General features: G+C 50.3%; 11 protein-coding genes. 2 read left to right on the top strand and 9 right to left on the bottom strand.

What is annotated here, in order from left to right:
• Positions 1-82: 82 nt before the first annotated feature.
• Genes HH1059_RS06690 through HH1059_RS06655 form a run of 8 tightly spaced genes read right to left on the bottom strand, consistent with a single transcriptional unit; the run spans position 83 to position 20043 of the window.
• The gene (locus HH1059_RS06690) at positions 83-4558 is read right to left on the bottom strand and encodes a hypothetical protein (protein ID WP_096410362.1); all 4476 of its coding nucleotides are present in this window, start codon (positions 4556-4558) and stop codon (positions 83-85) included.
• 26 nt (positions 4559-4584) lie between these two features.
• Positions 4585-5469, bottom strand: a complete 885-nt coding sequence (locus HH1059_RS06685; protein WP_096409430.1) for a hypothetical protein — start codon at positions 5467-5469, stop codon at positions 4585-4587.
• A gap of 2 nt (positions 5470-5471) precedes the next feature.
• On the bottom strand, positions 5472-11018 hold the full coding sequence (locus HH1059_RS06680) for an ATP-binding protein (protein WP_096409429.1): 5547 nt from the start codon (positions 11016-11018) through the stop codon (positions 5472-5474).
• A gap of 3 nt (positions 11019-11021) precedes the next feature.
• Positions 11022-12608, bottom strand: a complete 1587-nt coding sequence (locus HH1059_RS06675) for a hypothetical protein (protein WP_096409427.1) — start codon at positions 12606-12608, stop codon at positions 11022-11024.
• The gene (locus HH1059_RS06670; protein WP_476702733.1) at positions 12605-14875 is read right to left on the bottom strand and encodes a phosphorothioated DNA-binding restriction endonuclease family protein; all 2271 of its coding nucleotides are present in this window, start codon (positions 14873-14875) and stop codon (positions 12605-12607) included. Before HH1059_RS06670 ends, HH1059_RS06675 begins: the two co-directional genes overlap by 4 nt.
• The gene (locus HH1059_RS06665; protein ID WP_096409424.1) at positions 14872-15690 is read right to left on the bottom strand and encodes a phosphoadenosine phosphosulfate reductase family protein; all 819 of its coding nucleotides are present in this window, start codon (positions 15688-15690) and stop codon (positions 14872-14874) included. Before HH1059_RS06665 ends, HH1059_RS06670 begins: the two co-directional genes overlap by 4 nt.
• Positions 15691-19110, bottom strand: a complete 3420-nt coding sequence (locus HH1059_RS06660; RefSeq protein WP_096409423.1) for a hypothetical protein — start codon at positions 19108-19110, stop codon at positions 15691-15693.
• A 24-nt stretch (positions 19111-19134) separates the two neighbouring features.
• A complete protein-coding gene (locus tag HH1059_RS06655) occupies positions 19135-20043 on the bottom strand; it encodes a DUF4007 family protein (RefSeq protein WP_096409421.1) in 909 nt (302 codons plus the stop codon).
• Positions 20044-20701: 658 nt separating this feature from the next.
• Here HH1059_RS06655 and HH1059_RS06650 point away from each other — a divergent pair.
• Positions 20702-21922: an EAL and HDOD domain-containing protein gene (locus HH1059_RS06650; RefSeq protein WP_096409420.1), complete on the top strand. Its 1221-nt coding sequence runs from the start codon at positions 20702-20704 to the stop codon at positions 21920-21922.
• 248 nt (positions 21923-22170) lie between these two features.
• The gene (locus HH1059_RS06645) at positions 22171-22719 is read left to right on the top strand and encodes an outer membrane beta-barrel protein (RefSeq protein WP_162549410.1); all 549 of its coding nucleotides are present in this window, start codon (positions 22171-22173) and stop codon (positions 22717-22719) included.
• Positions 22720-22788: 69 nt separating this feature from the next.
• Here the strand turns inward: HH1059_RS06645 and HH1059_RS06640 are convergent, their stop codons facing one another.
• The gene (locus HH1059_RS06640; protein ID WP_096409417.1) at positions 22789-25113 is read right to left on the bottom strand and encodes a PAS domain-containing hybrid sensor histidine kinase/response regulator; all 2325 of its coding nucleotides are present in this window, start codon (positions 25111-25113) and stop codon (positions 22789-22791) included.
• Positions 25114-25203 lie beyond the last annotated feature (90 nt).

Genomic DNA, 25203 nt, shown 5'->3' with positions numbered 1-25203 from the left:
TTGGTGCGGTTTGCGCCAAGGGCAGCTAGGCTTGAAAAGTTTTAGATTTGCCTTTAGATGTTTCCAATAGGCACGATACCCATCAATGACTCAACCGAGCTAGCAACTCTTTACGTCGTTCCTCGGACAACCGCATGATGCGCCGAATAATATCTTCTATGCTCAGTTCATCGTAGCGAGCGGTTGCTGCCTCTTTTAGCGGCTTCAGCTGGTTGTATTCCTGGTTATTAAGCTGCTCCGGTGGAGATTCTAATTGACGCAACAGCTCTTCGGCTTGACGGAGGTCAAAACTCTTGATCTCATTTTCCTGCGGTAGCTGGGACAGCCACTCAGCAACATGCTGAGCGCGTTGTTGTTCTGCCAACTCTGCGCGGCGCTTGCGGACCGCCACAAGCAGATTGGCTACATGGGTTCGGTCCTCTCTGGCCAAATAGGAGGGGGCGGCTAGCAATTCCTGTTCCAGGGAGTGGCATGCTTGATAATCTCTTTGCTCAATAGAATCTATTAAGTCCAAACGTGGATTGACCCACTCGTATGAACGCCGATACGCAGCGTTAACCCTTTCTTGTGCCAGTGTTTGATAGATCGAGTGCAAATCCCAAACCGGATCAATCTCCTTATCTTGTAATTCATCAGTTAGTTGCTTTGCCTGAGCTGGGATTTGCTGATTGAGCAACTCTTCGAGTCGCTCTGGTGAAATGTCACCGTGCTCCCACGTCGCTAGATCTTCGACTATCCGTGACAGCTGCAGAACCGCCTCTTGGATATCATCATAGTCTTTAGTCTGGGCAAACAAATCACGCAAACTCTCAGCCTTAGAGAGAGCCTCACGCAGATCCGCCTCGCAATCTATCTGTAAACTGAAAAGCTCAGCAAGCTGCTGTTCTTGCTCTTCTAGAGCACGCCTTAATTTGTCTTGACGCTGCCATATAGCATTGACCCGTGAGTCGATCTCTTGTTTCTGAAGGGCATTGCTAGCCTGTTTGACTGCGTTAATGAGGTCATCACCACGACGAATCTGATCGCGCAGCTCTTTTACAGGGGTTGATGGGTTAGGATCTGGTTGTCTGGGGTAATCGTCGCTCTCATCTAGCGTCAACTGAAATGCCTGGCGCTGCTCAATGCGATAGGTAATATGCTGAACCTGCTTTTCAAGAGTCTCTGCCTCATGTTGAAAGCCAAGCTCTTTGAGACTCTTTACTGCCTTCTCCATCTTGTGACGAAAATTGCTTACTTCGGCGGCATTGTGGCAACTCTGCTTAAAAATCCAGTCGCCGATATGTTCACCGATAATGCTCCGCGCATAAGCGAGCAGGTTCTCACAGGTTGATATAAAAGGATGGTTATCCCACTCCGGACTATCTTCCATGTTCCGCTTACTGCGCAGGAGTTTTGAGCCGATGCGCAGCATTTCAGCAACATTGTTTTGTCGAGTTGCTCTCTCCAAGCCCTCTTCCCACTCATCTAACTCTCTTTGCCGAGTGTTTAGCTTTTCTAATGCTGCTTGAGAGCGGTCACGTAAATAACCGTATAAGCCCTCCATGGCCTCAGGGATTGGTTCTTCCTGCTGCATCTGAGCAGCATGTTTTTGGTATTCCACCAATTTTTGCAAATTCTGCTCATTTTCCCAGTTACTCAACAAAGAACGCCAGCGGCTTTCTGCATCCTCAGCTAGAAAGCGGAGAGAGGATTGCTTCAAGATCTCTTGCTGTAAAAAGTGTTTGCTTTGCTGTTTTGGGCTTGCAGCATTTACCCAGTCGCCTGCAGTGACCGGCTTACCATTTTGCTCAATGCGCCGAGGAGGGTGACTGCCAGCGATTAGCAAACCGAGCAGTACTGCAGCGGAGGATGCATTCATACCATAAGGCGGGCCGATCAGCAGCTGATAAGACTGCCACAGACTCCGCTGTGGATCGTCGCTGTGCGCCTGCTTTAGCTCCTCAAATACCTTCTTGATTTGAGGCTCTTGCGGCTCGGAGAGTTCGCCACTGCTTTTTAACGCTTGCCAGTTATTGACCAAGAGCGCTTTGACTCTATTTTGCAGGCGCTTCGGCTGTGCCTGTAGCCATGCGCCATCTACCTGACGAGTAATCAGGTTGCGCGTCAGTTGCATGGCATCAGCAGCTCCACCACCACTGCTACTGGCGAAGCCGTCGAACGGGAAGGGTAAAACCTCAGGATATACATGCTTGAAAATTGCTTCACCGACAGCCTTAAGACGGGACTGCGGAACATCAGCCATGCCGGCTATCCAGTACCGGCGTTCCTTAATGGTCTCTTTGACCCTTTCGGTTAGGGATTGGGTACTACGCTCTCGCTCCTCAGGTATAAACCGGCGAAAGCGCTCTCGCTCCTCACTGCTAAGGCGCTCGTCGAACACATGAATACGCCACAGATGCTCGGCGATATTGCCGCTTGAATCGAATATACCAATGACCCAAATAGGTGCAGCAGCGCAATTTGCTTTATTAAGATGAGCATCAAAAAGATCATTAATTTGCTGATCTATAGCAGGTAAATCATCGTCAGGGTGGATGTAGAGATAGATAACCTGACCTTTTGCATCCCTAGGTGACTCAGCACTCTGCCAAGCTTTAAATGCATTATCCAAAGATGTTGACAATGAGCCAGCTGTTGCCGGTGTAGCCTGAAACCTCCAGTCGGGAGTGTTGATGTCATTTTTAGCTGCGAAATCTGTCTCTATGTCACCTAGTCCGCACTCAGCTAGGCCACGGGCTTGGAATAGATTGGCAATTGCATCGCATGAGGCATCGCTCAAGCGCTGACGAAGCCACTGTTGAAACTGCCCGCGGGTGGTCGCATCGGATATAAGCTCGTATTGGCCTAGGTCTTCATTCCACTCCAGAGCGCCCAGTTCAGAGCTCAGGCGCTGTAGCGCCGATTTTAGTTGGGTGCGCGGCAAAGCGGTCGCCTCACAGAGTAGCTGATCTACCGTCTCTAGGCTCTGCTTACCGAGGCGTATCTTCTCTAGGATGGCGACACCGGCGAGAGTCAGCTTTTCCTCTATGTTTAAGTGTCCGCGCAGTTTCTCTAGTAACAGCTGTAAATTCTCTGCCACGTTAGAGCCGGTATGCTGCTCGGCGGCTAGAACTTCCGGCAGTAACCGGTTAAGGAGTAACTCCGCGGCACTGACCTGACGTAGGCGCCCATCTTGTAGCGCCTGTTCAGAGCTTATCTCCTCAAGAGTCTCCTTGATAAAGGTCATCGCCGAGCGCGATTGCACTACATCGCTTTGGCGTGTCAGAAACCACGTCGCAAGAGGGTGTAGCGGCCAGCAGCCGCGAGCGATGACCTGATTAAAACGCTCTTCCTGGTGCCAAACCGGATACCGGGAGATGTTAGGCAGGGTAGAATCGAGGCGCTGCCAACTTGCTTTGCTCAGCTCATCAGCGCGACTGCGTTGCCAAACATCGCTCAGGGCATCTTCATTCTTACCGATTATATGGGCAAAGATAGTCTCTAGATTGGTCGACAGGTAGATCTTTTCAGCGCTATCGAAGCGAGTTATATAGCGCAATAACTGTTGCATGTTATTGCTGCTAAAGCGGCGCAAATAGGCCTTTAGTTCGTATTGGATAAATCCGACAAAGCGGAGCTTATCGGGGTTATCCTGCACCCCCTGAAAGAGCTGCTGTAAGGCCGCGTCGCCGGCTAGGTGAGGCTTTTCGGCGGCGTACTCAAGGTAACGACCAAGCTCATCGAATAGTATTACTACGCTTGAGAATGGACCATCTGAGTCGCAATATATATCGCAGAGTGCCTGCAGCAGGTCCTGAACCGACTCTTGCCCGGTTACTGGGATGGGGCTGCCATTTGCTTCGGTATATAAGGCATCTACCTCAGCATAGGTCTGTTCATCGTTCCTGCGTAGTCGCTCGCATATCGCTGTCGCATCCATACCGGGCAAACGCTGCGCAAATGCCTCCTGACGGATGGCGTAGTTGCGTTCGACAAACTGCTCGGCTATTTGAAAGCGGGGGGATAAATCGCGGATCGCGCCAGCATCAACACCGTGCTGATCCAAGCGGGTGTAGACAGCCTGCGTTAGGGCATCGCCGAGATGGAAACCAGCCATGCCATCTAGGCATATTACCAGTGCAGGTTTATTTAATTGTTCAACACCAGTAGAGAGTGCAGAGCCGATCTGCTCATCGGCGCGCGCAACATTTGCGACTACTTGCTGAGCAGAACTAGCGCGCGGATCTTCTAGCAGTGTGGCTATTGCTGAAGCTAAATGCGATTTGCCAGATCCATAACCGGCGACGGCGAGCCAAAAAGGGTTACGTTCTTCTCCGCGCCGACCGGCGAGAATAGACTCTACAAGATCATTGACTACGCTAGCCGAGTCTTTTAGCCGGTGCTGCTCCTCAAGCCCCTCTTGAGCAGCATCATCAGCGCCGTGGTAGCGCGGACCATGGAAGACGAATGCACTAGCGGCCTCACGTGCTTTAGCCGGGTTCTTATATACCCAACTTAGCTGAACTGCGCCTTCAAAGAAGTCCTCATCATTAAAGCTAACCAGTTCTCCTACACGCAATTTAATACCCCCCAAAGATCAAATTGCTAAACTAGTTCGGCGTAGAGTTCGGCGAGGATTTTTTCGCTCTTAGTCAGCCGCAGCAGCATCGCTGATCCGGTGCGACGATCAACCTGAACCCAGCCTCGGCTTGCCATCCATTCCATCCAGTTATTGGCCTGCTCTTTTTCCCACCCGAGCAGTGAGAGTAAGCGCGAAGTACGAGCCAACTCGTCAAAATCGATTTGGGTGTACTCAGGGCCAAAGAGCTCATCCCAAGTAGTGTATAGAAAATACGCATAAGCCGGATAAAAGGCTGAATCAGTAGGCGCTGAGAGGCGGGTAATGGTCTGCGTCTCGTGACTGTTCCGAGTAAGGATCCGAGCCTCGCCGAAGCTGCCAGTTTCGCAGTACATGCGCGGTATCAGAGTAGTCAAGCGGCGCAGATAACCTTTGTCGCCGTAGCGCTGGATAAAAGTGCGATGCAAATCATCTTCATGGAAGTTGCGCCCGAGAAGGGTATCGCCCTCGGCGAAGAGCGCGAACCAGGCATCAGCGCAACCGGTAGGGGGGTGGCTGGCATCAAAGCGGCGCGAGATCATCAAGTGCAGGAGCCATAAGGTAACCGGTTCATTGAGAAATAGGTCTTCTCGATATACAGCATCGCCGAGCTGCGTTAATGAGAGCTGCCATTCGGACTGATCTCGAAGCGCATTGATTAACCCCATTGCCCAGGCGTAACGGATCATCGGTTCGACCTTGCCAGTCGAAGTGCCGGTAGGGATGCCGGTCGCAGCGCTGATCTCCTCTTTATCGCCGTGGCCGCCCGCAGCTGCAAAACGCAATAGCGCACCGAGCAGACCGCGCTCGGGCATAAAATCCTGCGGGAAATAGGATGTCAAAGGGGCGTGTTGAGATTGGGCTTGATCCATCACTACCCTCGCAATATTTCACGTTCTTCGAACGGCGTAACAGATACCAGGATCTCTTCTTGGCTAAGGTTGCCGGCCGAGGTCATAGCGGGGCCGATGGACCAACATTTCCCTTTATGCAGATCAGACAAGCGCGCCTTCCACTCTCTTCTAGAGTGAGAGCTGATGTCGCTGAGCAATTTAGCGAAGGCGTCGATCTCGGTATCAGCAGGGCGAAAAATCAGCTTATGTGCCGACTGAAAAAGGCGGTCTCTTTCTTCCCGGCTAAAATTGCTCATGGTTTGAGTTGCCAAAATCATGGACAGACCAAACTTACGCCCTTCACGCAGCATCTTATCGATTGGTGAATCGGTGCTGTGGTCGAGGTTTTGTATTTCATCGAGAACTACAGGTATGGGTCGGTACTTACTGCCATAACTGTTTGCATAATCATAAAGATCCCAGAGTACCATCTCGGTAATCAAACGCTGCACCTCACGATTCATTGTGGCGAGCTGCAGGATCTGCACCCGGTGCTCACTAGAACTTAACATCTCATCCCAGGCCGCGTCCTCGCCCTCGCGGAAGGGGTCAGCCTTGATTAACGGTTCGATCTTATTGGCTAGAGTTTCACCGTGTTGTCCCTCGTCACGGAGGCGCTGATGAAGCTCATGGAAATTGAATCCAGTAGATGTGGCAACTCCCTCCTCGATAACGCGCATTAAAGTCGCTTTTTGCTGTTCACCCATAGTGGTGTAGATTGCGGTGAAGATACTGGCAATACGCCCAGCAATATCGTAAGGAGTCTCTTCAGATTCAGGCAGAGATGGGTCTACCTGAAATCGCTGCGGATGAAAGGGCGAGAGCGGCAGTTTATGTTGCCTTACGAAATGGGTTTCCGGTTTAGCGATTTGCTCAAATGGCGGCTCCATGTGAACGGGCAAAAAGCCGTCGGTGTAATCAATAATCAGCGAGTGCAGCTGCTGTGCTGCCATCTCCGCAAGCAGGCACTGAATCGCGTAAGTCTTGCCTGAGCCGGAAGTGCCTAGGATCAGTAAGTGGCGGTTGTTTAGTTTTGGATGGCCGTAGTGCCAATAAACGGGCTGCTGTTGATTGCCGCGAGTGCCGATGAGCAGTTTATCAGGTATGGTGGGTTGCGAGGGTTTGGTGCCTGAGTCGACTGTCTGTGGATTACCGTGGGAAGTTTGCTCATTATCTGCGACTTGAGGCCACTCATGGTCGTGTCTGTCAGCTGTGCTGCACCCGCGGTAGGTTTGTGAGCCAGTTGGTGTTACTTGACCCGAATTAGATCCGGATTGGCTAGCCGCGGCTGTGGTGCGTTCCTGATCCTGGCTTTGGTGAGACTCCTGTTGTCTCTGCTGCCAACGGCGTTCATACAGGTCTACTACATTGTCCTCAAAAGTAGGCTGTTCAGTTGCTCTAGGTGGCTCGACAGCGCTAGTGCTGCGCCCTCTTTCAGCGTTGGCGATAGATTGGGTGAAGCCCTGTAGGTATGGGCGGAGCCTGATGGCCTGACCTTCAAGACTGATACCACCCCGTAGTTCATCAGCGGAGTCGCTGTCCGCAGTAAATAGCCGATGCAACGCAGGATAGCCAATAGAGATGCAATGAATGGCAAAGTTATCGGGGTGTTCGGCCGGGGCATTGACCGCACCAGGCGCTAACGGAATCTTCTCAATAACCGGCGATTCGTTCTGATCATCGGTCCAACAGGCGAATATTGCCGCTTGCCACTCAATCTCGAAAATACCTTCTGCTAGGCTCTCTAGGGCTTGATCAAGAACTTTCCACTGACTATCGGGCATGTTGACAACCGCCCGTGAAGTGACCGCTCGCTGCAGCTGCGCCCACCAGTAACGGCGATCAAAGGTCAGGCCGTGGATATCCTCGCGATCAGGGGCCAGGAGACGAGCAAGGTGGGATAGACCGTCTCTGATCTGATCATAAGCCTTATCAATATGAGCTTGGTTGCTTTGGCCTAACTTACACTCAATCAAGGTGGCCTTAAGCAGGGGCACATCATCCTCGCGGGGGATGAGAGCGAGTTGCAATAAGTCGGGCCTAGTACCCGATTCTTCATTATCTTCAAACCAGTGCTGTAACGAGTCTATAGGCAGCAGCTGAACTATATCGGCCTCTGGGGTTGCTAGGGCCCTGCGGATCATGGAAAAGCCGACCACCTCACGGATACGCTCCGTTTCACCGACTACTGCATGCAGTGAGGCAAGCCCGATTATCTCCTCCGCCTCATCGACTACGTTGGTAGCGATCTCTTTCAGATCCTCGCCGCTGAGAAAGGGCAACAGATCAATCAGTTGGCCATAAACCAAATCGTTAAGTGATTGCAGAGTATCTTGTTCGGTTGAAATGGCCAGATTCAACTCACCGTAGTCGCCGAGACCAGAGGTGAAACCGACTATCTTGCGGTTATGCGCAGTCGCTGCATCGGCACCTTGCTCGGTGGAGCGAATGAGGCGTTTATCGATGAACGGGTCGATGCAGGCTACCCACTGAGCATGTTGATGGAGCTGCTCAACAACCTCGCTCCACCGATTGTAGTGGATGCGTCCGTAGATCAGGTGTTCATCACTGCTATCGTGGGGATGGCAGAGCCGAGCTGAGAGATCGGCGTGGCGGGTTTGGATGCGTAAACGTCGGTTGCTAAACAGGCTCTTGCGGGTTAAGGCATCATCATTCTTGATCGGGCGCGGGTATTCGCAAATCGGAAACGGACTTATGTTGGTGGCATTAAAGTTGTACTCAAAAGGCTGAGCGGGTTCGACATCAGCAGTGAGTTCGCCCTGCAGGAAGTGGAAGAGAAAAGCTATATCGTAAAGTTTAATCTCCTGGCGCAGCATCTGCTGCATCTTTTCGCGATTAGGAGCGTAGCGGTGGGCTACATTCAATACCAGTTCCCGGCCGCTTTCTCGATGGTCATAGGATACCTTCTGCCGCCAGGCATTCAGCCGGCTCTCCATAGCCATAGGTGAGGAAGAGGTGGTATATACCATCACCTCGCAGTGGAAGGCAGGCCAATTTTGTGAAGTGTTGCCCTTTAAATACTTGCGCAAGAAGCTATCGACGCCCGACAAAATGGTGCCTAGCTCATCGACGTGTAAGGCGAGAATACGCAGCCCGTCTGTGGCAAAGGGGTAGAGCTGCTGATAGTCCTGGAGAACTCTATGGACTAAGTCGCGCGTTTCATTCGGTGCGACTATATCTGATATATCCTCTTCATCATCGTCTATCTCGTCGTCGCGCAGCAGTGTCTGAACCGCTAAACTCTTCGCCGAGTCGTCGGGTTGCGCGCCTAAGTGATGGATCAGGCCGAACGACTTAATCTCCGCCGACAGGCGTCTATCGGCATCAACAACCAATCCCGCGAGAGGTCTATGGATTTCCGATAGCTGGAGCAATCTTTCAAACTGCTTCTGACCGCTGCCTTCGAGGGCAAGCTTAGCGGCGACCTCGGGGAAACCGTCACACAAAAATCTGAGACGGTACCGCATCAGGTCAAGTACCGGCGGGCTGATGCCGAGGACCATCGCCGAGCGCAGGTAATGATCATTTATGTTGACGTTTGTATCAAACAGCAAGAATGCCTTATAGAGCCGTCGTAACAGCTCCGAGCCGCCCAACTTTTGGGTATCAAGCGCTGTAGCAGTGAGCCTTTCATACGCTTTTATAATTGGATCGAAGCAGTTGCTGATCGCATAGTAATATCCCTTTGAGGCTGCACTGTGCAGCCAGTCGCGGTATGCCTGGGACAACTCTAAAGACTGCTGCCACAGTTCTGTATCGATGTTTTCACCGGGATTAAACCCCTCAAGTAGATTGACGGTCTTTAACTCGGTTAGAGAGTTGCTGACTAGGCGATTGGCCTCTTCCTCGTCGGCGGCATAGTACATGGCCGTCATGGCATCTGGGGGGATTTGCCAAGCCGGTAGCATTCGCCGGGGTTCGGGATGTTGTTCCCAATCTGTCAGCACAGCCCTAGCGGCTTCGCTGCGTATCCTTTCTGGATGTGTCGGCTCGAAGCTCCACTGAAAGGTCAGCTTCTTCTCGTGCTCGGTTTCTCCCTCGCCATCCCTTTTCTCGATAAACGCTTTGACTTTGAATTGCAGGTTTGGGCGTTGGCGGCCGGTGCCGTAGGTTAGATTATCGAGATCAAGATCAAGAGCTATGGGGACATGCTTTTCCCAATTATCGGGATGCTGCTGTGCTTGATCACCATCTTCGGGTAAGCGGAAATCGATATTCTCTAGCTCCTTATCAATCCCGCCAAGACAGCTTTGGAGTAACTCTTGTGCTAGCTGATGGTTGGTTTGGTTGTTGCTGTCATCGCTGGTCAGATCATGGCTGAACTTATCGAGTTCGATCTCGATTCTGCTCAGCTCGTAAGCCGAAGAGAAGAGTGGGGTGTCGTCCTTAAGCTCCAGCGTCTTCCAGATGGCCCTCAAGAATGCCTGCATGCTGATTAAGCGGTTTAGCCTGTGGACCTTCTGTTTTGAGCTGGAAGGAGAGGTCGTTTTCTGCTTTAGTATATCGAGGACTTCTCCGATATCAGTCTTTAGTAAGCGCTGTCTTGCCTGAGCATCTCCGTTAAAAATAAACTTGTATAGGGTGTCCTTATACTCACTAATATCGTTATATTCAGTTCCATCTGCAGCTACTTGAGGTTCACTAATGTTGCCATCGTTGAAGGCTTTTTGTAATTTATCCCAAGCGCGGTTTTGATCGCTACTATTACGAAAGCGGCGGTGGCTGATAAAGTTAGCTGCATCCTTGATGCGCCGCTCGGCATCCTTGACATTTTTTGGCTGATTGAAGAGTGGTGGTAAATCCCAAAATGGCAGATTTGCAAAAAGGCGCGATTCAATGTCCTTGATCTTGTATAAACCGTGGCCATCACTGACGATTGTATCTGCCAAGAATTCGCCTAGCCGCTCTAGCTGTAAAGGCCTTTCGGTGAACAGGGTGTCAAGGATTCGATCTAAGCGCTCCATGTCGTTCTGCGCATTGTCGAGGCCTAAATCGTCGTTCAACTGTTGCAACCAGCACATGAAGCTACGCTCCATTTGCTGTTGCCAGATACGGCTCTCATCAACCCGGTGGAAGGCGGACAAACCGCCTTGGTCTGTGGCGTGGTTTAAGCCCACTAGGGCAACAATCAAACCGTCGTGGTCTTCAGGGCAGGTGCGATTGCGATACCACGTCAGCCGATCCTCTTCGTCGATCCAGTTGCGTTGACCGTCCTGAGCCATCCCGCCAAGCACGCGCATGCGATTATCGAGGTAATCTGCACCCTGATTCGGTTCGTTACGCCAATCTCGCCAAAGCGCTGTTGCAACACGGAAGTGGCACTCAATTTGAGCCTCTTTTTGCCACTTAGCTTTATGCTGCTCTAGCTTATGGAACAACTCAAAAGTGCTACGTGGACCTAGGCTTTGGATGATGAACCTGGCTTCTCTGGGCCTTTGACTTAAGCTAAGGACTCGATCCCACTCTTTTTGAATGTAGTTGGCTAGCGAATCGACGAACGGATTCATCTATTACGCCTCCCTGCCCGGGTTGTGAACAATAGAAACAGCATCTGAGAGTTCGATTAGATAACCGCCTTGCTGAAGTGCCTCTTCGACCCAATCTGTGTTGATGTCTACGCCGTAGGTCTTGTCGCTGATACCGCCACCAAGCCAGGAGAGGGCAGTGGCTAGCGGCTCTCCTCCAAGCGCAATGCCGTAGTGGGCGAAAACACGGTTGTAGAAATCTGTGAGACGCAAGTATTCACCTGGCGTTAAGAGAGCTGTAATTAAAAATCTTATTAGTTCCGGATTAAGAGCGAATCTTTGGCTTGGTCCTGTTTTAGGTATAACAATGCCCAACTCTTTGCCAAATTTCCTAAAATGTCTAAAGCAATTGTCGTCAGCATTTTCGTATTCTTTTTTACTGAACTGGGTCCCATTAGGAGTAATATATGGTGATCTTAGAGCTCTATAAAGTAAGGTTTCTATTTTGTTGTACGACTCAACAGATAGACGCCTAGCCGGATTGTTAGCTGGTGCTTTATGATCAGAAGCAATCCAAACGTAATTTCCTTCAAAGCCGGCGGTGTGATTTTGGTCTTCGTTAGCTCTTTGTGCTTGAAAGCATAGGCTGCGCATTACATGTATGGTTGCTAGCTTATTTATAAAGTCGATTTTTTCTAATGGCCCCATGGAAGATGAGCATATGTTGTTCATTTCAGTTGCAAAGAGCAAGGCTTCTTTCTTGGTTGCGCGAGGAACCCAGGCGAATGCGGAAAAGCTTTTGCCTTCGTCTTCAGGAACTAGTTCGTGTAGAGAGTTTTCAAGAAAAGAGGCTATATTCTCAAGTTGCGTAACTGAGTTATTCAAAATCCCTGATAAATTATTCTCAAGTTTATCTTGCAGTTCTGCCAAAGAGTTGCGCTGTAAGTGCTCATAATGATTCTTGTTTATGAGTGAACCAATATCAGAATCATCTTTGTGCTCAAATAGATTGGCGAGCTGCAAAAAAAGTAACTCGCCACCCCTGCCCATGAAGTTTCTGGTATTATAGTCAAAGTACCTTAAGCTAGAATGCCAGTCATGTATTTCACCTTTGCTTTCTTTAAGAGCCTTGGGGTGCTGCCAGGTTACCTCTTTGGATATTAGGGACTTAGCTGCAGGGTAAAATGTAAAAGTTACCCAGGTTCTATCTTTAGAGATTCCAGCAAAGCCACTCATTAAGTTTTGGAGCAGTTTTAATGTTTCATCACGTTCTTCTTCGGGGGCATCGATAGATTCCTTGCACCTGTGCATAGCATATAAATATGTTTGACGGTGTATGTGATGCCTAGTGTCAAGCTTAGAGTCTGCAAAAAATGAAAACAGTTTTAATATTATGTGTTCTTTAGGGTAGTAGCCGTATCTTTCATTTTCATTAGGAATAATTTTAAATTGCAGTTCCGCATTGCCTGATAGATCTTTTGGCGATGAAAAGGCCATCAAAAATTCAACAAGATACTCCAAAGGTGTTTGATCTTTGTAAAACCTTCTGCCGTACAAAAGTATGGCTGGGTTTCTCTCTGCTCTGAAGTCAAATCCTTCTGCACTGCTAGGGTATCTTTCTAAGAAGTTCATTGTAGTACCTCCAGGCGCTTGTGAGTATCTTCAAGTATGAACTTCTTTTCCTTGACTTGACCATCAATATTAGATCGTAACACCCTGATTTCATTTGGATCGTTGTCATCTTCTTGAGTTTTGAGTAGCTCTGCTCTGAACCACTCTATCTTAGTTCTGTGAATTTGCTCTAAGTCGCCACCTAAATAGCCGAAATGTCTCTGGGTTATGAAATCAAGCAACGGTAAGGTTAATGGTAATGAAACTTTGTCTTGGTAAACTAAAACTGGGCAGTCAACTTCTGGATCATATAAAATTTTGAAATCATCAAAGTAAAACGAGCCTGATATAATTTGTGCAGGCTGTACACTTGAAGTTTTGGGGTGTCTTAGTGTTATATAGAGGCGGTCATGGCTTGAAGAGAATTGTCCAGAGCTAAATCCTGAAAACATTTCGAGAAGTACTTTCAGACACATGCTTTTCAATTCGTTCTGTTGTTTTTTTGAAGAGGTTATATCTGCGGCATGCCTCCAGCTTTCGTAGTTTACTATGTTTGGGGAGAGCAAGAATTCACACAAAAAGTTATGATGCTCTTCTTTGTTTTGCTCTGATGGGGTGCCAAAAAAGTAAATAATTCTCCGTAAAGTATAGCGTGAAAACGAAGAGCTGGGTTGTTTTGCGTAATCAATTAAGTTGTTCACTATCGGTGTTAAGGTGTCAGGCAAACTTACCCAAAGGCTTTCTGCAGAACTTGTAAGTAGCTTTTCATAGAATGCCGAAGTGTAAATTGAAAACTTATGACGATTTAGCAGCTCAACAGCACGCAGGCTTTGATAAGTATTGTTTTGAGAAATGCTGCCGTATCCGAAAAATAAGTCACTAAACAAGTAATTTTCTTTTAGTTGGGCTGTGTCGTTGAGATTGTCAGCATGGTTGTGTATACACTTGCATGTAAGCCCTCCGGTGATGCTGTATGCCATATGGGCAACCATTTGTCTAAGGGTTAGCTTTTCTTCATATTCCGTGATTTTTCGGTAAAGCCAGCGAATTCTCTCTTCAGTTTGTTCTAAATTTTGCAGTAAGGATTCTCTATTTTTCACTATGGGGCAAATGTTGTATGACTTGCACTCTTGGCAAGCTGCCCATCCGCTGTGACCCACGATTTTAGAGAAAATTTTAGAGCCAAGACATACGTTATCTATGCGGGTGAGATTTATTATTACGGTTTTTTTAGGTAGGTGAGATAAAGAGTGGCGCTCTAAGTGACCCCTGCTGTATGACTTTTGCAGATTTTCAAGCACGTTGCTTTCAATTTCTCTTTCGTTGGCACTGTAGCTGCTTGCAAGCTCACGTAGAGTATTTAATAATGGTCCTGTATTACTGATAATCAACCACGAGCCTTCTTCACGGTAAGCTCTGCTGACTCTGTCTAGTCTGTCATCAGAGCTTAACTCGCTCATATCCTTTATTATCGATATTAGTTTTTCTGCAGTGTTATTATAGAATTGAACGCTCTCTGGCAAGGGCTCATTTAATGGATCCTGAGGAGGTATTTCCAGAAGCTGTTTGTAAATGTCGAGAGCAACCGTTGATTTGCCGTCACCAGCGTGGCCTGTAACTATAACAACACAATCATCTTCGCTGTTCAGAGAGGCTTTGATATCGTTGATAACCGGAAACGGTTCATATATTTCATGAAAATATTTGTTTAGAGCTTGAGATTCAGCTAGCGCGTTAGCTCCTGAAGATGTGACGTTGTGTAGCGAGTTTAAGTAGGCAATAAAGTTGTTCATTTGAGGCTCTCGAGCTAACTTATGTTCTTTGCTTTCGTCTACGAAAGCTGAGGCGCTCTCGGTGAGGAGAGATCTTTGCTCTTCGTCAAAGAATTCACACAGGACTGCAGAGACTATTTCTTTTATGCCTTGCTTGTTGTCTTGTAGCGCTTTGTAAATATCTTTAGTGAATCCTGCTCTGATGTTTTTGTTTATCACTTCAGATCTTAAAAGATCATTCTTGGAGGTTTTTGTTAATTTATCCTCATATTCTACTTCCCAGATGCCATCCTCTTTGAGTCTAGCAAAAGGGTATAGCAGTGTTGCGTCTTTAAATGGATGGTCCCATTTGTTAACAACTGCCTCATAGTCTGACAATGTGTTTAATCTGGTGGAGCGTACAATGAATAGCTCCAATGCAGCAAGCATCAGCGTGGGTTTAGCAATACTTTTACCCTGAGCGCTATGTCCTCTTCGCACTGATGTCAACTTCTGTATGAGGTCATTAGTGTTCATAATGTGCAGATCAGGCAGCCATCATCTTCTTCGTCGTTGTTTTCTTGAGAAAACTTATCTATAAGTTTTTTGTTTGCTGCTTTTTTCTTGTTTTCTTTTCTTTCTTTTGCTTTTTCTCTAATCTCATCCGCACGTGCTACCAGGTCTTCAAGGTACTCACCTTGAGACCATGTTTGGCTGCGTCCAGCGTCTTTGTGAAACTGTTCATAACTCTTTGCTTTTTCAAAAAGGTCAGGGTGGCGTTCGGCTAGCCCCAGCCACTCCTCTTTTTGTTGAAAGAAGCAAAAATAGCACCCTGACCTGTTACGCCATTCGTAGTATTGAGGTAATCCCAATCCTGCTGACTCGAGTATATCGATAACATCTTGTTTGCCAATGCCGTCTTCTATAAATGGATATCTAGCGGAGATATTGCTTTTTGTGGAAAGGTAGCCCATTCTTCTTGGTTCATCTGCGCGTATTCCCACATACGTTATTGCGGTATCTTCGCCTACGTACTCCTCGAAAGGTCTGATCTTTAGTTCAGCGGTGCACCAGCGCGTTTTTACAGTTGGCAAAAAATTGCCATTGAGTTTCAGGTAATACTCGAAGCTTCGGTTGGGGTTCAACCTAACAATCCGCTTCCCCAAGTAATCCTCAAGCATATCGATATACTCAAGGGTCTCGGGGAGCTCGGCCCCTGTATCAGCAAAAAAATACTCCATCTCGGGGACGCGGTCCCGCAGGTAAATAGCTAGAGCTGAACTATCTTTTCCGCCCGAAAGGCCTAGAAGATGACGAACAGGCTTGCCTGACGATGTTTCGTCGTTATTCATCTAACTTCCCCCGTGCTCCCCGCTCTCGGTCATTTTATCCATAAGTTTCATGATAAGCGCATACCTCTCTTTTCTGTCAAGCTTCTCAAGGTTTTTGGTTATCTTATCCGCCTCGCTTTGAGCCTGCTCAAGCTGTTTGGCACTGATGTTCATCTCAGCGCTTTTTTCGTTGAGGCGCTGACTTATTGCCTTAAACAGTGCGCTGTTTTCACTCTCGGCCTCAGTCTGCAACTTATAAAGCTCTTCGAGCTCTCGTAGCTGCTTAGCTAGATCATAGAGCCTGAGTATGGCTTCGCGCTCAGTTTCTGCTCGCCATTTGTTAGGCGGTGCTCTACCGATTAGGGTGGCTACAGCTTCTAACCAGTCTTGATCTGATTCGTAGGCGGGGTCGGTGAGCCGGCGGATAAAGGCTCCTAGCCCCATACGATCGGGGGTGTAGTGATCTAGTCCGCGGTAACGCTCAGCTAAGGTTCGGCGTAATGTGGTCAGATCACTTGGCTGTTCAGCGAGCAGGGCATTGGCCAATTCGCTCTGCCAGCGTTCCAGAAGCTGCGGATAGGCCTGCTTGAGCTCGCGTAGTGCTTTTATAATCCGCGAGATAAACTCTTCAGCCTGAGCTGTATCTTCTCCTTCGAGCGTTTCGAAGGGCATATCGCAGGCCTGTGGCAGATCCTTGAAAAGTAAAGCTCCAGGGCTGCGGGCCCGCTGACAGGAATCGCGAACAGCGCGCGCGTGTTTGGATAAATCCGGTGAATTTTTCGTGTATTCCGGCAGGTTTGATATGAAGCGCACTAGAGGGCGGATAATGTCGAGCAGGGTGGCATCATCCGGGAGATTGCCGACAATTGAGTGCATGTAGCGCTCGAATAATTCACCGTGCAGGCCCTCCAGATCGAAGCGCTCAAGCGCAAAGAGCTCGGGGCGCCGGCATAGCAGTTCAGCTTGATCAGGAGAGAGCGCTTCATAAAAGACACCCTCTTGGTAGAGGGCCAGTTGCCGGCTGTGAGTAAACATGTAGGCGGTTACGATTACCGGCAATAAGCCGGCTTTTATGCCGTAGGGCGCGGCGCTTAGATGCTGGTAGAGATCTGGCAGAGGGACTTGTTCGCCTTCTCTGCTGCTTAAAAGCTCGGTAATGGCGTTCCAGGTTGGGAGCAAATTGCAGGGGTCATTATCCGGCTGCGGTGCGAATATTCCTAAATTGCCATTGCCGTCACGGCGGTGGAGATTCGATTGGTTGAGTAACGAGAGGTAGATGCTCTTCTCTGCCGGCGTTTTCTCGATGCCTAGATCTTCTTTATCTGCGGCCTGGAGCATGGCAGTGATTAAACGCTTGCGACCGAGGTTGGCACTCGGCGAGGGGCGATCACGGTTGATCAGTTCATTGCGCAGCAGCGGTGCCTTATCGTAGTGCTGTTCCATCCAAGACGATAATTCATTTTGCAGATCGCGCCGACTTAGAATTTGCCGCTCATTCTTGCAATTACTGCCGCTTTCAAACCCGAAATACCAATCCAAATATTGCGGCTCTTCGAGTAGTGAGCGGATTTGGCGCGTCGTCTCTATCTCAGCCTGACTTAACCAGTTGCTGTGTTCGCGCAGAGCGACCGGATCTTGCTGCAGTTCAGCATGGCGTTTGGGGAGTTCTTGCAGAGCCGTCCACTCAGCTACTGCTTGGCGTAACCTGTCGGCGGACTGACAAATTGCTACCACGCTCTGATTAAGCTCGGCTGGTATTTGCGGTTTATCTTGCATGTTTTGGGCAAGGTATAGCCACAGCTCCAGGTCTCCCTCATTAGTCGGCTTGGGTGGCCAGTCTTCGGCTGAGGTAAAGCGCGGCACGTAACGGCGCAGGGTTCCAGATTGGATGGTGACGCGGCGAGCAATAATAGGTTCAAGCGGGGCGAGCTTATTGAGAAGCTCGGCAAGGGGGCGCTGCTCTTGTTCGACAACAGCCTCTTCGAGGGCGCTTTGTAAATCAAAATCACTACCTTGCCAGACTCGGTATTCGTGGTTGAAGCGCCGGTATTGGATATATGAGCCTTGCTCAAGCTGTTTGATAAGAGCCTTAACGCGGCTGCCAAAAATCAACTCAAGCAGCCCGCGGCTGGCCTTCAAACCACGCTGGGCACCTATTATGTTAAGTAGGCCAATGGTTTTAAGTAAGTGAACATGCGGCTCCTGGGCTTTGGCATCTAGGCGCTCCAGGGCGGTGATTACCTCAACCCAACGCTGCTGAGTAAGCGGGTCGGTGCCGGCGCCGCCTTGGTTAAGGATAAAGTAGTCGAACAGTTCCCAGGGCATGATCCAGTCGCCCCAGTGCAGTTGGTCAATACGTTCACTAAATCCGTGGGGTTCGTGGCTACCGAGATAAGAGAAGAGGGTGCGCTCATTTTGGGCTGCCTTTTGGCAGAGAATGGGCAGGATTAGTAGGGTCAACGGGTGTAGCGGGTAACAGCGCTCGAATATCTCCTTTGCCCTGGAGCTGTTTAAGCCCATTGGTAGGGCATCTACAGCATTGATGCGCTCAGTGAGAGAGCCTATTTGTTCGTCAATCTCCGCTGGCAGTGTGCAGTCGCGCTCAAATGCTCTAGCGACTACCTGTAAGGATTGTTCGGCTGGCTCGAGGAAGGCGATGGCTTCGAAGCGGCCTTGAACCTTCTGCCACTCTTCGCGCAGCTGCTTATCGAGGCGCTGACTGTATTGCTCAAATGCTTGATGGAGCATGACTAGCACTTGGAGCGGGGCCGGCCCCGGCTGCTGGGCATGCTCAGCGAGCAGTTGTAGGAGGTGGATTTCGCGGTTGTGGGGGTGGTAGGAGTCGTATTCGAGGAATTTGCCTAACTCATCGATCTCGATTAGGACCCCGGTACCGCCTTTTTCAGCCCATTGACTCTGGGTCTTTTCAATAAGCCCGATGACGTCATTCATAGGCGTACCAGGTTGGGCACTCTCTGCGAGTTCACCGCATAGGCTAGACGGTAGACCGGCTTGTTCGGCGGCACTGCTAGTCGCCCGCAGCAGTTGCCTGACTAGTGAATCGGGCACGCCATTAACGGTAACCCTTAAATAGCCGCGTCCGTCGTTTAAGGCCGCTGCGAACTGCTGCCCAAGCTGCGGGTCGCTCTCCTGCAGGATATCCTTGGCTATGCCGTGGAGTTCTTGCTCGGGTCCGGCGAGAAGCGCATTCACGAATAGGCCAAATGCCGATTTGCCAGCACCGTACGGGCCGATTAAGGCAAGCGCCCGGTTTTCGATATTGTCTTGGTTTAGTCCGGCGGCGATGTGCTGGAGTGATTGCAGGGCGCGGGTGGTTGGCAAGTAGGAGCGGACTAGTTCTTCTGCCTCACGATCGCGGGCTAAATTGATTGATCGCGTATAGGCGGTGTTTAGCCAAATATGGTTTCCCGGGGTGCTCACTGGGGCGCTCTCCTTGCTTTGAGTCTATAGGCTGCTGCGGTAATAATGTTCCAGGATGCTTAGTGGATCGGGAAGTTCGCTGCCGCGATAGAGTTGATTGACGCCGGCGGTATCGCGCAGCTCATAACAGCTAGGATAGGTGCCCATGAGCTGTTCGAGTTTCTCCATGAAGCCACTCTCGCTTAGCCGGAATATGGCCCCCGGCGAGGCCTTGCCGTCATCACCGTAAAGTAAGCTACGCACCGGCAACGCGGGTTGCTCAGGTTCGGCAGCAAAGCGCTGAGATAAGGCGAAGTGCAGTGCGGTGACTGGGAGAAATGGTCGGTTCGTGCGTAGGCTGCGATAGCCACTGTGAGGATCTGCTTCAATCAGGCCTAGATCGGTGAGGGGAGAGTCCAAGTGCTCATCGGTGCGTCCGGGCACTGCGGCATACATGCGCGTGATAGCAGAGATGTCTGATTTTAGGGTGTTCTGGGAGCGCTTTTTTTGATTCAAAGTATTGTTGACGAAATCGGTCAATCCCTCAAGCAGCTCTTTATCGCTGAAGCGGGGGGCGGCATAGCGGTTAAAGAACCAGAAAAAGCCGGTAGCCTGGGTAGCATTAGAGGCGATCAGCCAGTGGACTATCCATAGCGTGGCATCGTCTTCGAGATAGGGGTCGCCGCCGTTGTAATCGGCTGCGAAGATCATCTTGCCAAGTTCGGTAGCGTGAGCGCCACCCCCGTCGATTGTGATGATGCCGGTGGTTTGAAGCCAGTATTGAATGGCGTTGACCATGTTGCGGCCAACCCCGAGCTTGATCATCGCTATCTCAGGTTTGTGGAGCGTTTGCGGATCTTCCTCAATTGCCTCAAAGCCTTTAGGCAACCATCCGTAACGTAGCGGAAAGGTCTCGTGGCGACCAAAACTGGTTGAGCGGGGATCTAGCTGCATAGAAGGCGCCTGTCAGTTCCAAATCATACGATTATGGGAATATTTTTTGGTGGCGCAATAGGGGGAGGATGCGCTGTCTCGCCAGGGGAAGTCTAACATTGATTTGCCTGGCTAAAGCAAACTTCAGGGTGCCTCTAACCTGCTCAAGCCCCCTCCCTCCGGAGCCTAACTGTCCCGGTGTGGAGGACGCCGTAAATCCATCCTTGGAGGTTTCATGGCGCCATCGATGGCGCCAAGACCTCCACACCGGGACAGTTAGGCTCCGGGGCAGTTTATATAGGCGCCTGTTAGTGAGCCACCCAGGCCCTATGACTTTTGTGCGCCCCTTGTCATGTTGTGGATCTGGAACCCTTGACTCTGAGGTGTAGCTATTGTATGGCCAGACTTGTTACTACTCTGTGCGATGTTCTGATATATTGACGAGGCGTGTTGAAGGATAGGATGACTGTTCAAAGGGGGAGGAGAGACTCTTTGATAATCAAACTCGATGCTTTGGTTCGTCAGGGCATGTGATCTTACCGAGTTAGTGTGGGTTAACCTGAGTTGCTAGGTGAAATAAGAGAGTACATTGTGCGGGTAGCGGCTATTGCTGTGCCGGCTGAATAATTTATTTAGCCGCCTGCCTATAAATATCAAATTCGGCCGGTGAACGATAAAAATGGAAGCAGTATACCTTGCCAGGCAGCCAATTTATAACCGCGACCTAGATGTGTGCGGCTACGAGTTGCTCTATCGTCATGGCCAGTCGGGCACTTCTAATGTTGCCAATGGGGATAGTGCGACAGCTAGCGTCATCGAAAACTACATAATGTCATTTGGTCTTGAGAGCATAACCGGCGGCAAGACAGCATATATCAACCTCACGCGGAACTTCTTTGTACAGGATTTTATTCCATTTCAAAAGCACCAGGTCGTACTCGAGCTGCTTGAAGATATAGAGCCTGACGAGGAGCTGATCACTTCTCTCCAATATCTTTGTGAACGCGGCTATAGCATCGCCCTAGATGACTATATTCTTGATACTGATGAGCGTCATCGGCTTTACCCTTATGTAAATATTATTAAGGTTGATGTGCTGAACATGTCCTATCAGGAGGTCGCTCGGCACGCACGAAAGCTGATCCGCCCCGATGGCCCCAAGCTCCTCGCCGAGAAGGTTGAGAATAAGCAGATGATGGATTTATGCAGGAAGGCAGGGTTTTCCTACTTTCAGGGCTTTTTTCTCTCTCGCCCCTCGACGTTCTCGACCCAGTCAATGACGACTCAGCGGGTACCGTTGTTGCGCTTAATCGCCGCCCTGCATGATCCTGAGATAGATCTGCGTAAGCTCGAGAGTATTATCAGTCAGGATTTATCGCTAACTTACAAGCTGCTCCGCTACATCTCCTCCCCGCTGTTCGGCATACGTGGCGGAGTGGAGAGTATACGCTCAGCCATTCTGTATCTAGGCAGGCAAGAGCTGGCACGCTGGGCAATGATACTCGCTTTGGTATCAGAAGATAATCAGCCTGCCGAGAGAGTCCGCTCCTTGCTGATTAGGGCGCGAGTCTGTGAGCAATTGACCAAACATCGCTATGGCGGCTCGGATCGCGGTACCGCGTTTACAGTGGGCCTGTTTTCAGGGCTCGATGCCGTATTTGATTGCACAATGGAGAGTATCTGCGAGCAGTTACCGCTCAGCGACGAGACTAGACAAGCACTGATCAACCATTCAGGGCCATACGGGCGGGTGCTGGAGGCTGCACTTGCTCAAGAACAAGGTAATTGGGATCGCTTACAACAGCTCGACATTCCTGCAGAACAGCTAAATGGCTTCTATCTAGATGCTGTTCAATGGGCCGATGTGCAGTACCAGCAGCTTGCGAGTAGCATCAAATAAAATAACTTATAAGTCACCTTGCTCTCACCCGGTTCTGCAGGCAAACTAGTAAGATCAATTAAAGCGCATACAGGTTGCGCGGGTTTTGTTTGTAAATCTTTCGTTAAGCATCACTCAGCATCAACGCAGCAGGCGAGGTGGTTATGGGCTGGTCACTTATTAATGTAGCCGCCAGATCGCATGGCGAAATTCGATCATCAAATAAGCACACGCAGTCACTATGGCTTTTATTGGTTGTTGCCACTCTTATGCTCGCTGGCATCAATAATGCCCATGCCCAGTGGGGTCAGCAAAACGGCGGCACGGCCGGGGATCCTCTACTAGCTCAGCTCGATATCTACTTCGGAGCTGGGGCGGGTCGGTGGAGTTTTGATCTTGATGAAAATAACGACCAGACTTATGAGAGCCAGGGCGGAACCGTTTTTGCCGGCATCCAGCTGATTGATCCCTTTCTAAGTGTTGAGCAGCGCTTTACTTACGGTGGCAGTGACTCTAGCGGCGATAAAGAAGTCGAGCTTGAGGGTGTTTGGAGTACAGTGTTTCGGCTTAGCTTGGATCTGACTACCTGGAACCAGCTCTATGTACTCGGCGGGATTTCTGCACACCATTTCACTGTAGAGGAGGAGAACGGTAACGGTCCAAATGATGAGGTGGACATAGCTAATTTCTCAGCCGGTGTTGGTTTGACGCACAGGGTAAGTGAGCGGGCTTGGTTGTATGTGGAACGGTTTTTCTTCGACGGCATTGATGGCGATTTCCATATGGAGGTTTCTGGGGGAGCATTTTACCGCTTCTGATGCACCGGGCAGGGCAACCAATTAGCGGGGGTGTTTTTAGAGCCAGCCCTTCTAGGCCGGACTGGAGGCTTACTGTCGGGCGTTTGTGTGGTTTAAACTGAGCACTCTGTGCAACAGAGCGGTGATTGAGTCATGGCTGATAGGCTTGGTTAGGATCTCGTCGTAGCCACAGTTGAAACTCTCGCGGTATATGCTTTCCGCCGAGTTGGCGGTACACAATACGGCCGGCGTTCTTGGCAGCTCAAGCGCCTGTTCGCGTTCTCTGATTTTAGCTATCAGCTGAAACCCACCTATGGCCGGCATCTGCAGGTCGAATATAAGCAGGTCGGGGGCATAATCCTGCCAAAACTCAAGCGCTTGCTGACCATCGCGGGCTATACTCACGCGCAACCCCCGCCTCTCCAACATCGCTTGCAAGAGCAGGGTGTTGGTGGGCTCGTCATCGGCTACTAGCACGTGCGCTGAAGCCGTTCCCGTGTCCTTGCGTGGCGGTTTGTTGTGTGTTGCCTGATGAGTTGGTGACTGTGATTGCGGCAGATAGACGGTGAAGGTGAACGTCGAGCCAACGCCGACCTCGCTGTGCAGGTCAATCTCTCCGCCCATCAGGCTCACCAGCTCCTTGCAAATGGATAAGCCTAGCCCACTGCCCTGACTCCTTGAGGTCTCGTTGCCGGCTTGGCGGAAGGCCTCAAATATCGCTTTGTGATCCTCTGCGGCTATGCCGGGTCCACTGTCTGTCACTGTAACCGTGACGTATGACTCGCGCTCAGCTTGTTTGACCGCCGCTTGTACGCTACCCGCCTGGCAGAACTTAATGGCGTTACTGACCAGGTTTTGGAATACCTGAGTAAACCGAACCCGGTCACCGTAGACCCAAGCGGGGATTTGTGGATCGATAGTGCAGGTCAGATCCAGATTTTTCTCTTCTGCCTGCAGGCGCAATAGCTTCTCGAGATCCTCTACGCAGCGGTGGAGAGAGAAGGTCTCCTTGCTAAGCTCAAGGTTGCCGCGCTCGAGGCGGGCTAAGTCAAGAAGTGTATCAATGAGCTCATTAAGCCGGCGAGCTCCGCTCTGGCATAGCTGCAGGTATTGACGCTGCTGCTCATCAAGATCGGTTTGCTCAAGTATGTCGGCAAAACCGATAACGGCATTTAGCGGTGTGCGCAGGTCGTGGCTAACGGCGTTGAGAAACTGAGTTTTGGCGCGGTTGGCGTCTCGCAGCGCGCGCATTTCGGTTATATCCTGAACCGTGCCGACCATGCGCAAGGGGTTACCGTGCTCATCGTGGATGGTCCTGCCTATCTCCTGGACGGTGGCTATACTGCCATCCGGGCGCAAGACGCGGTGCTCGACATCGTATTTGGCACCATCGCGGATGGATGCATCGAGGGCAGCTTGGACCTTATCCCGGTCCTCTGGATGGACCGCGCTCATAAAGGCCTCATGGGTGGCCTCCCACTCATCCTGGCTCATGCCAAAGATGTCATAAATCTCATCTGACCACTCTATGCGTTTTGTGACAAAATCTGATACCCAATTGCCAAGACGAGCGATTTGCTTGGCTTCGGTGAATTGCTGCTCGCGTTGCCTTAGGGCTTGCTCGGTCTCTTTTAATCTGTGGATATCTACATGCGCCCCCATGAGCCGTTTAGGGGTGTTGTCGGCGTAGAATTCGACAGCCTGGCCGCGGGCTTGCACCCAATGCCAGTACTGCTGGGCGTGCCAATAGCGCAGCTCTAAGCTAAATTGCTGACCTGTCGCAATGCTTGAGCTAATGACTGGTTCAGCTTGGGCTAAATCGTCTGGATGGATGAGGTCTCGCCAAGTTGCGAAGGAAAAATAGCTATTTTGGGTGTGCGGCGAGTAGCCAAGCAGCTGCCAGGTCCCTTCATCATAGAATATCTTATCCTGCTTGGGGTAATACTCCCAGATCCCTACGCCGCCGGCCTGTTGTGCGATCTGATAGCGGCGCTCTTGCTCAATCTTCTCGGTCAAATCCTGGAATGAGACGACTATACCGTGCAGCTGATTATCGGAGCCGTATAGTGGCGAGGCGAAGACGCGAACCGGAAAACAGCTGCCATCCTGGCGCCAAAACAGATCATCCCAGGCTTGTAGCGTCTCACCGGTCCTTTGGACCTGATAGATAGGACACTCCTGCTCGGGAAAGGGTGAGCCATCAGCCCTTTTATAGTGCGTGGTGCTGTGGGCGTGGAGCCCTATAGCCTCGTGCTCATCGGCAAAACCGAGCATTCGGCAGGCGGCCGGATTGAGAAATGAAAAATTGCCGCTCAGATCAATCCCAACGACCCCTTCTGCTAAGCCGTTAAGCAGCTGAAGCTGTAGTTCGCGGCTTTCGTTTTCCGTTGATCCAGGGTAATTTCTATTGTGCATTCGACAAGCCTGCTGGGCAGGGGAGGGGAAGGTATTGATATCTATTCAAATTACAACCTATAATCCAAGCTGTTTCAATGTTTTTGCAGC

This window comes from Halorhodospira halochloris, from assembly GCF_002356555.2.
GTDB classification, from domain to species: domain Bacteria; phylum Pseudomonadota; class Gammaproteobacteria; order Nitrococcales; family Halorhodospiraceae; genus Halorhodospira; species Halorhodospira halochloris.
This window is presented reverse-complemented; position numbering and strand designations above follow the sequence as displayed.

Coding starts and splice junctions, on each gene's coding strand:
- HH1059_RS06685 (WP_096409430.1), bottom strand. CDS start 5,469: ATGGATCAAGCCCAATCTCAACACGCCCCTTTGACATCCTATTTCCCG.
- HH1059_RS06655 (WP_096409421.1), bottom strand. CDS start 20,043: ATGCAGCTAGATCCCCGCTCAACCAGTTTTGGTCGCCACGAGACCTTT.
- HH1059_RS06675 (WP_096409427.1), bottom strand. CDS start 12,608: ATGAACTTCTTAGAAAGATACCCTAGCAGTGCAGAAGGATTTGACTTC.
- HH1059_RS06680 (WP_096409429.1), bottom strand. CDS start 11,018: ATGAATCCGTTCGTCGATTCGCTAGCCAACTACATTCAAAAAGAGTGG.
- HH1059_RS06640 (WP_096409417.1), bottom strand. CDS start 25,113: ATGCACAATAGAAATTACCCTGGATCAACGGAAAACGAAAGCCGCGAA.
- HH1059_RS06650 (WP_096409420.1), top strand. CDS start 20,702: ATGGAAGCAGTATACCTTGCCAGGCAGCCAATTTATAACCGCGACCTA.
- HH1059_RS06670 (WP_476702733.1), bottom strand. CDS start 14,875: ATGAACACTAATGACCTCATACAGAAGTTGACATCAGTGCGAAGAGGA.
- HH1059_RS06665 (WP_096409424.1), bottom strand. CDS start 15,690: ATGAATAACGACGAAACATCGTCAGGCAAGCCTGTTCGTCATCTTCTA.
- HH1059_RS06645 (WP_162549410.1), top strand. CDS start 22,171: ATGCTCGCTGGCATCAATAATGCCCATGCCCAGTGGGGTCAGCAAAAC.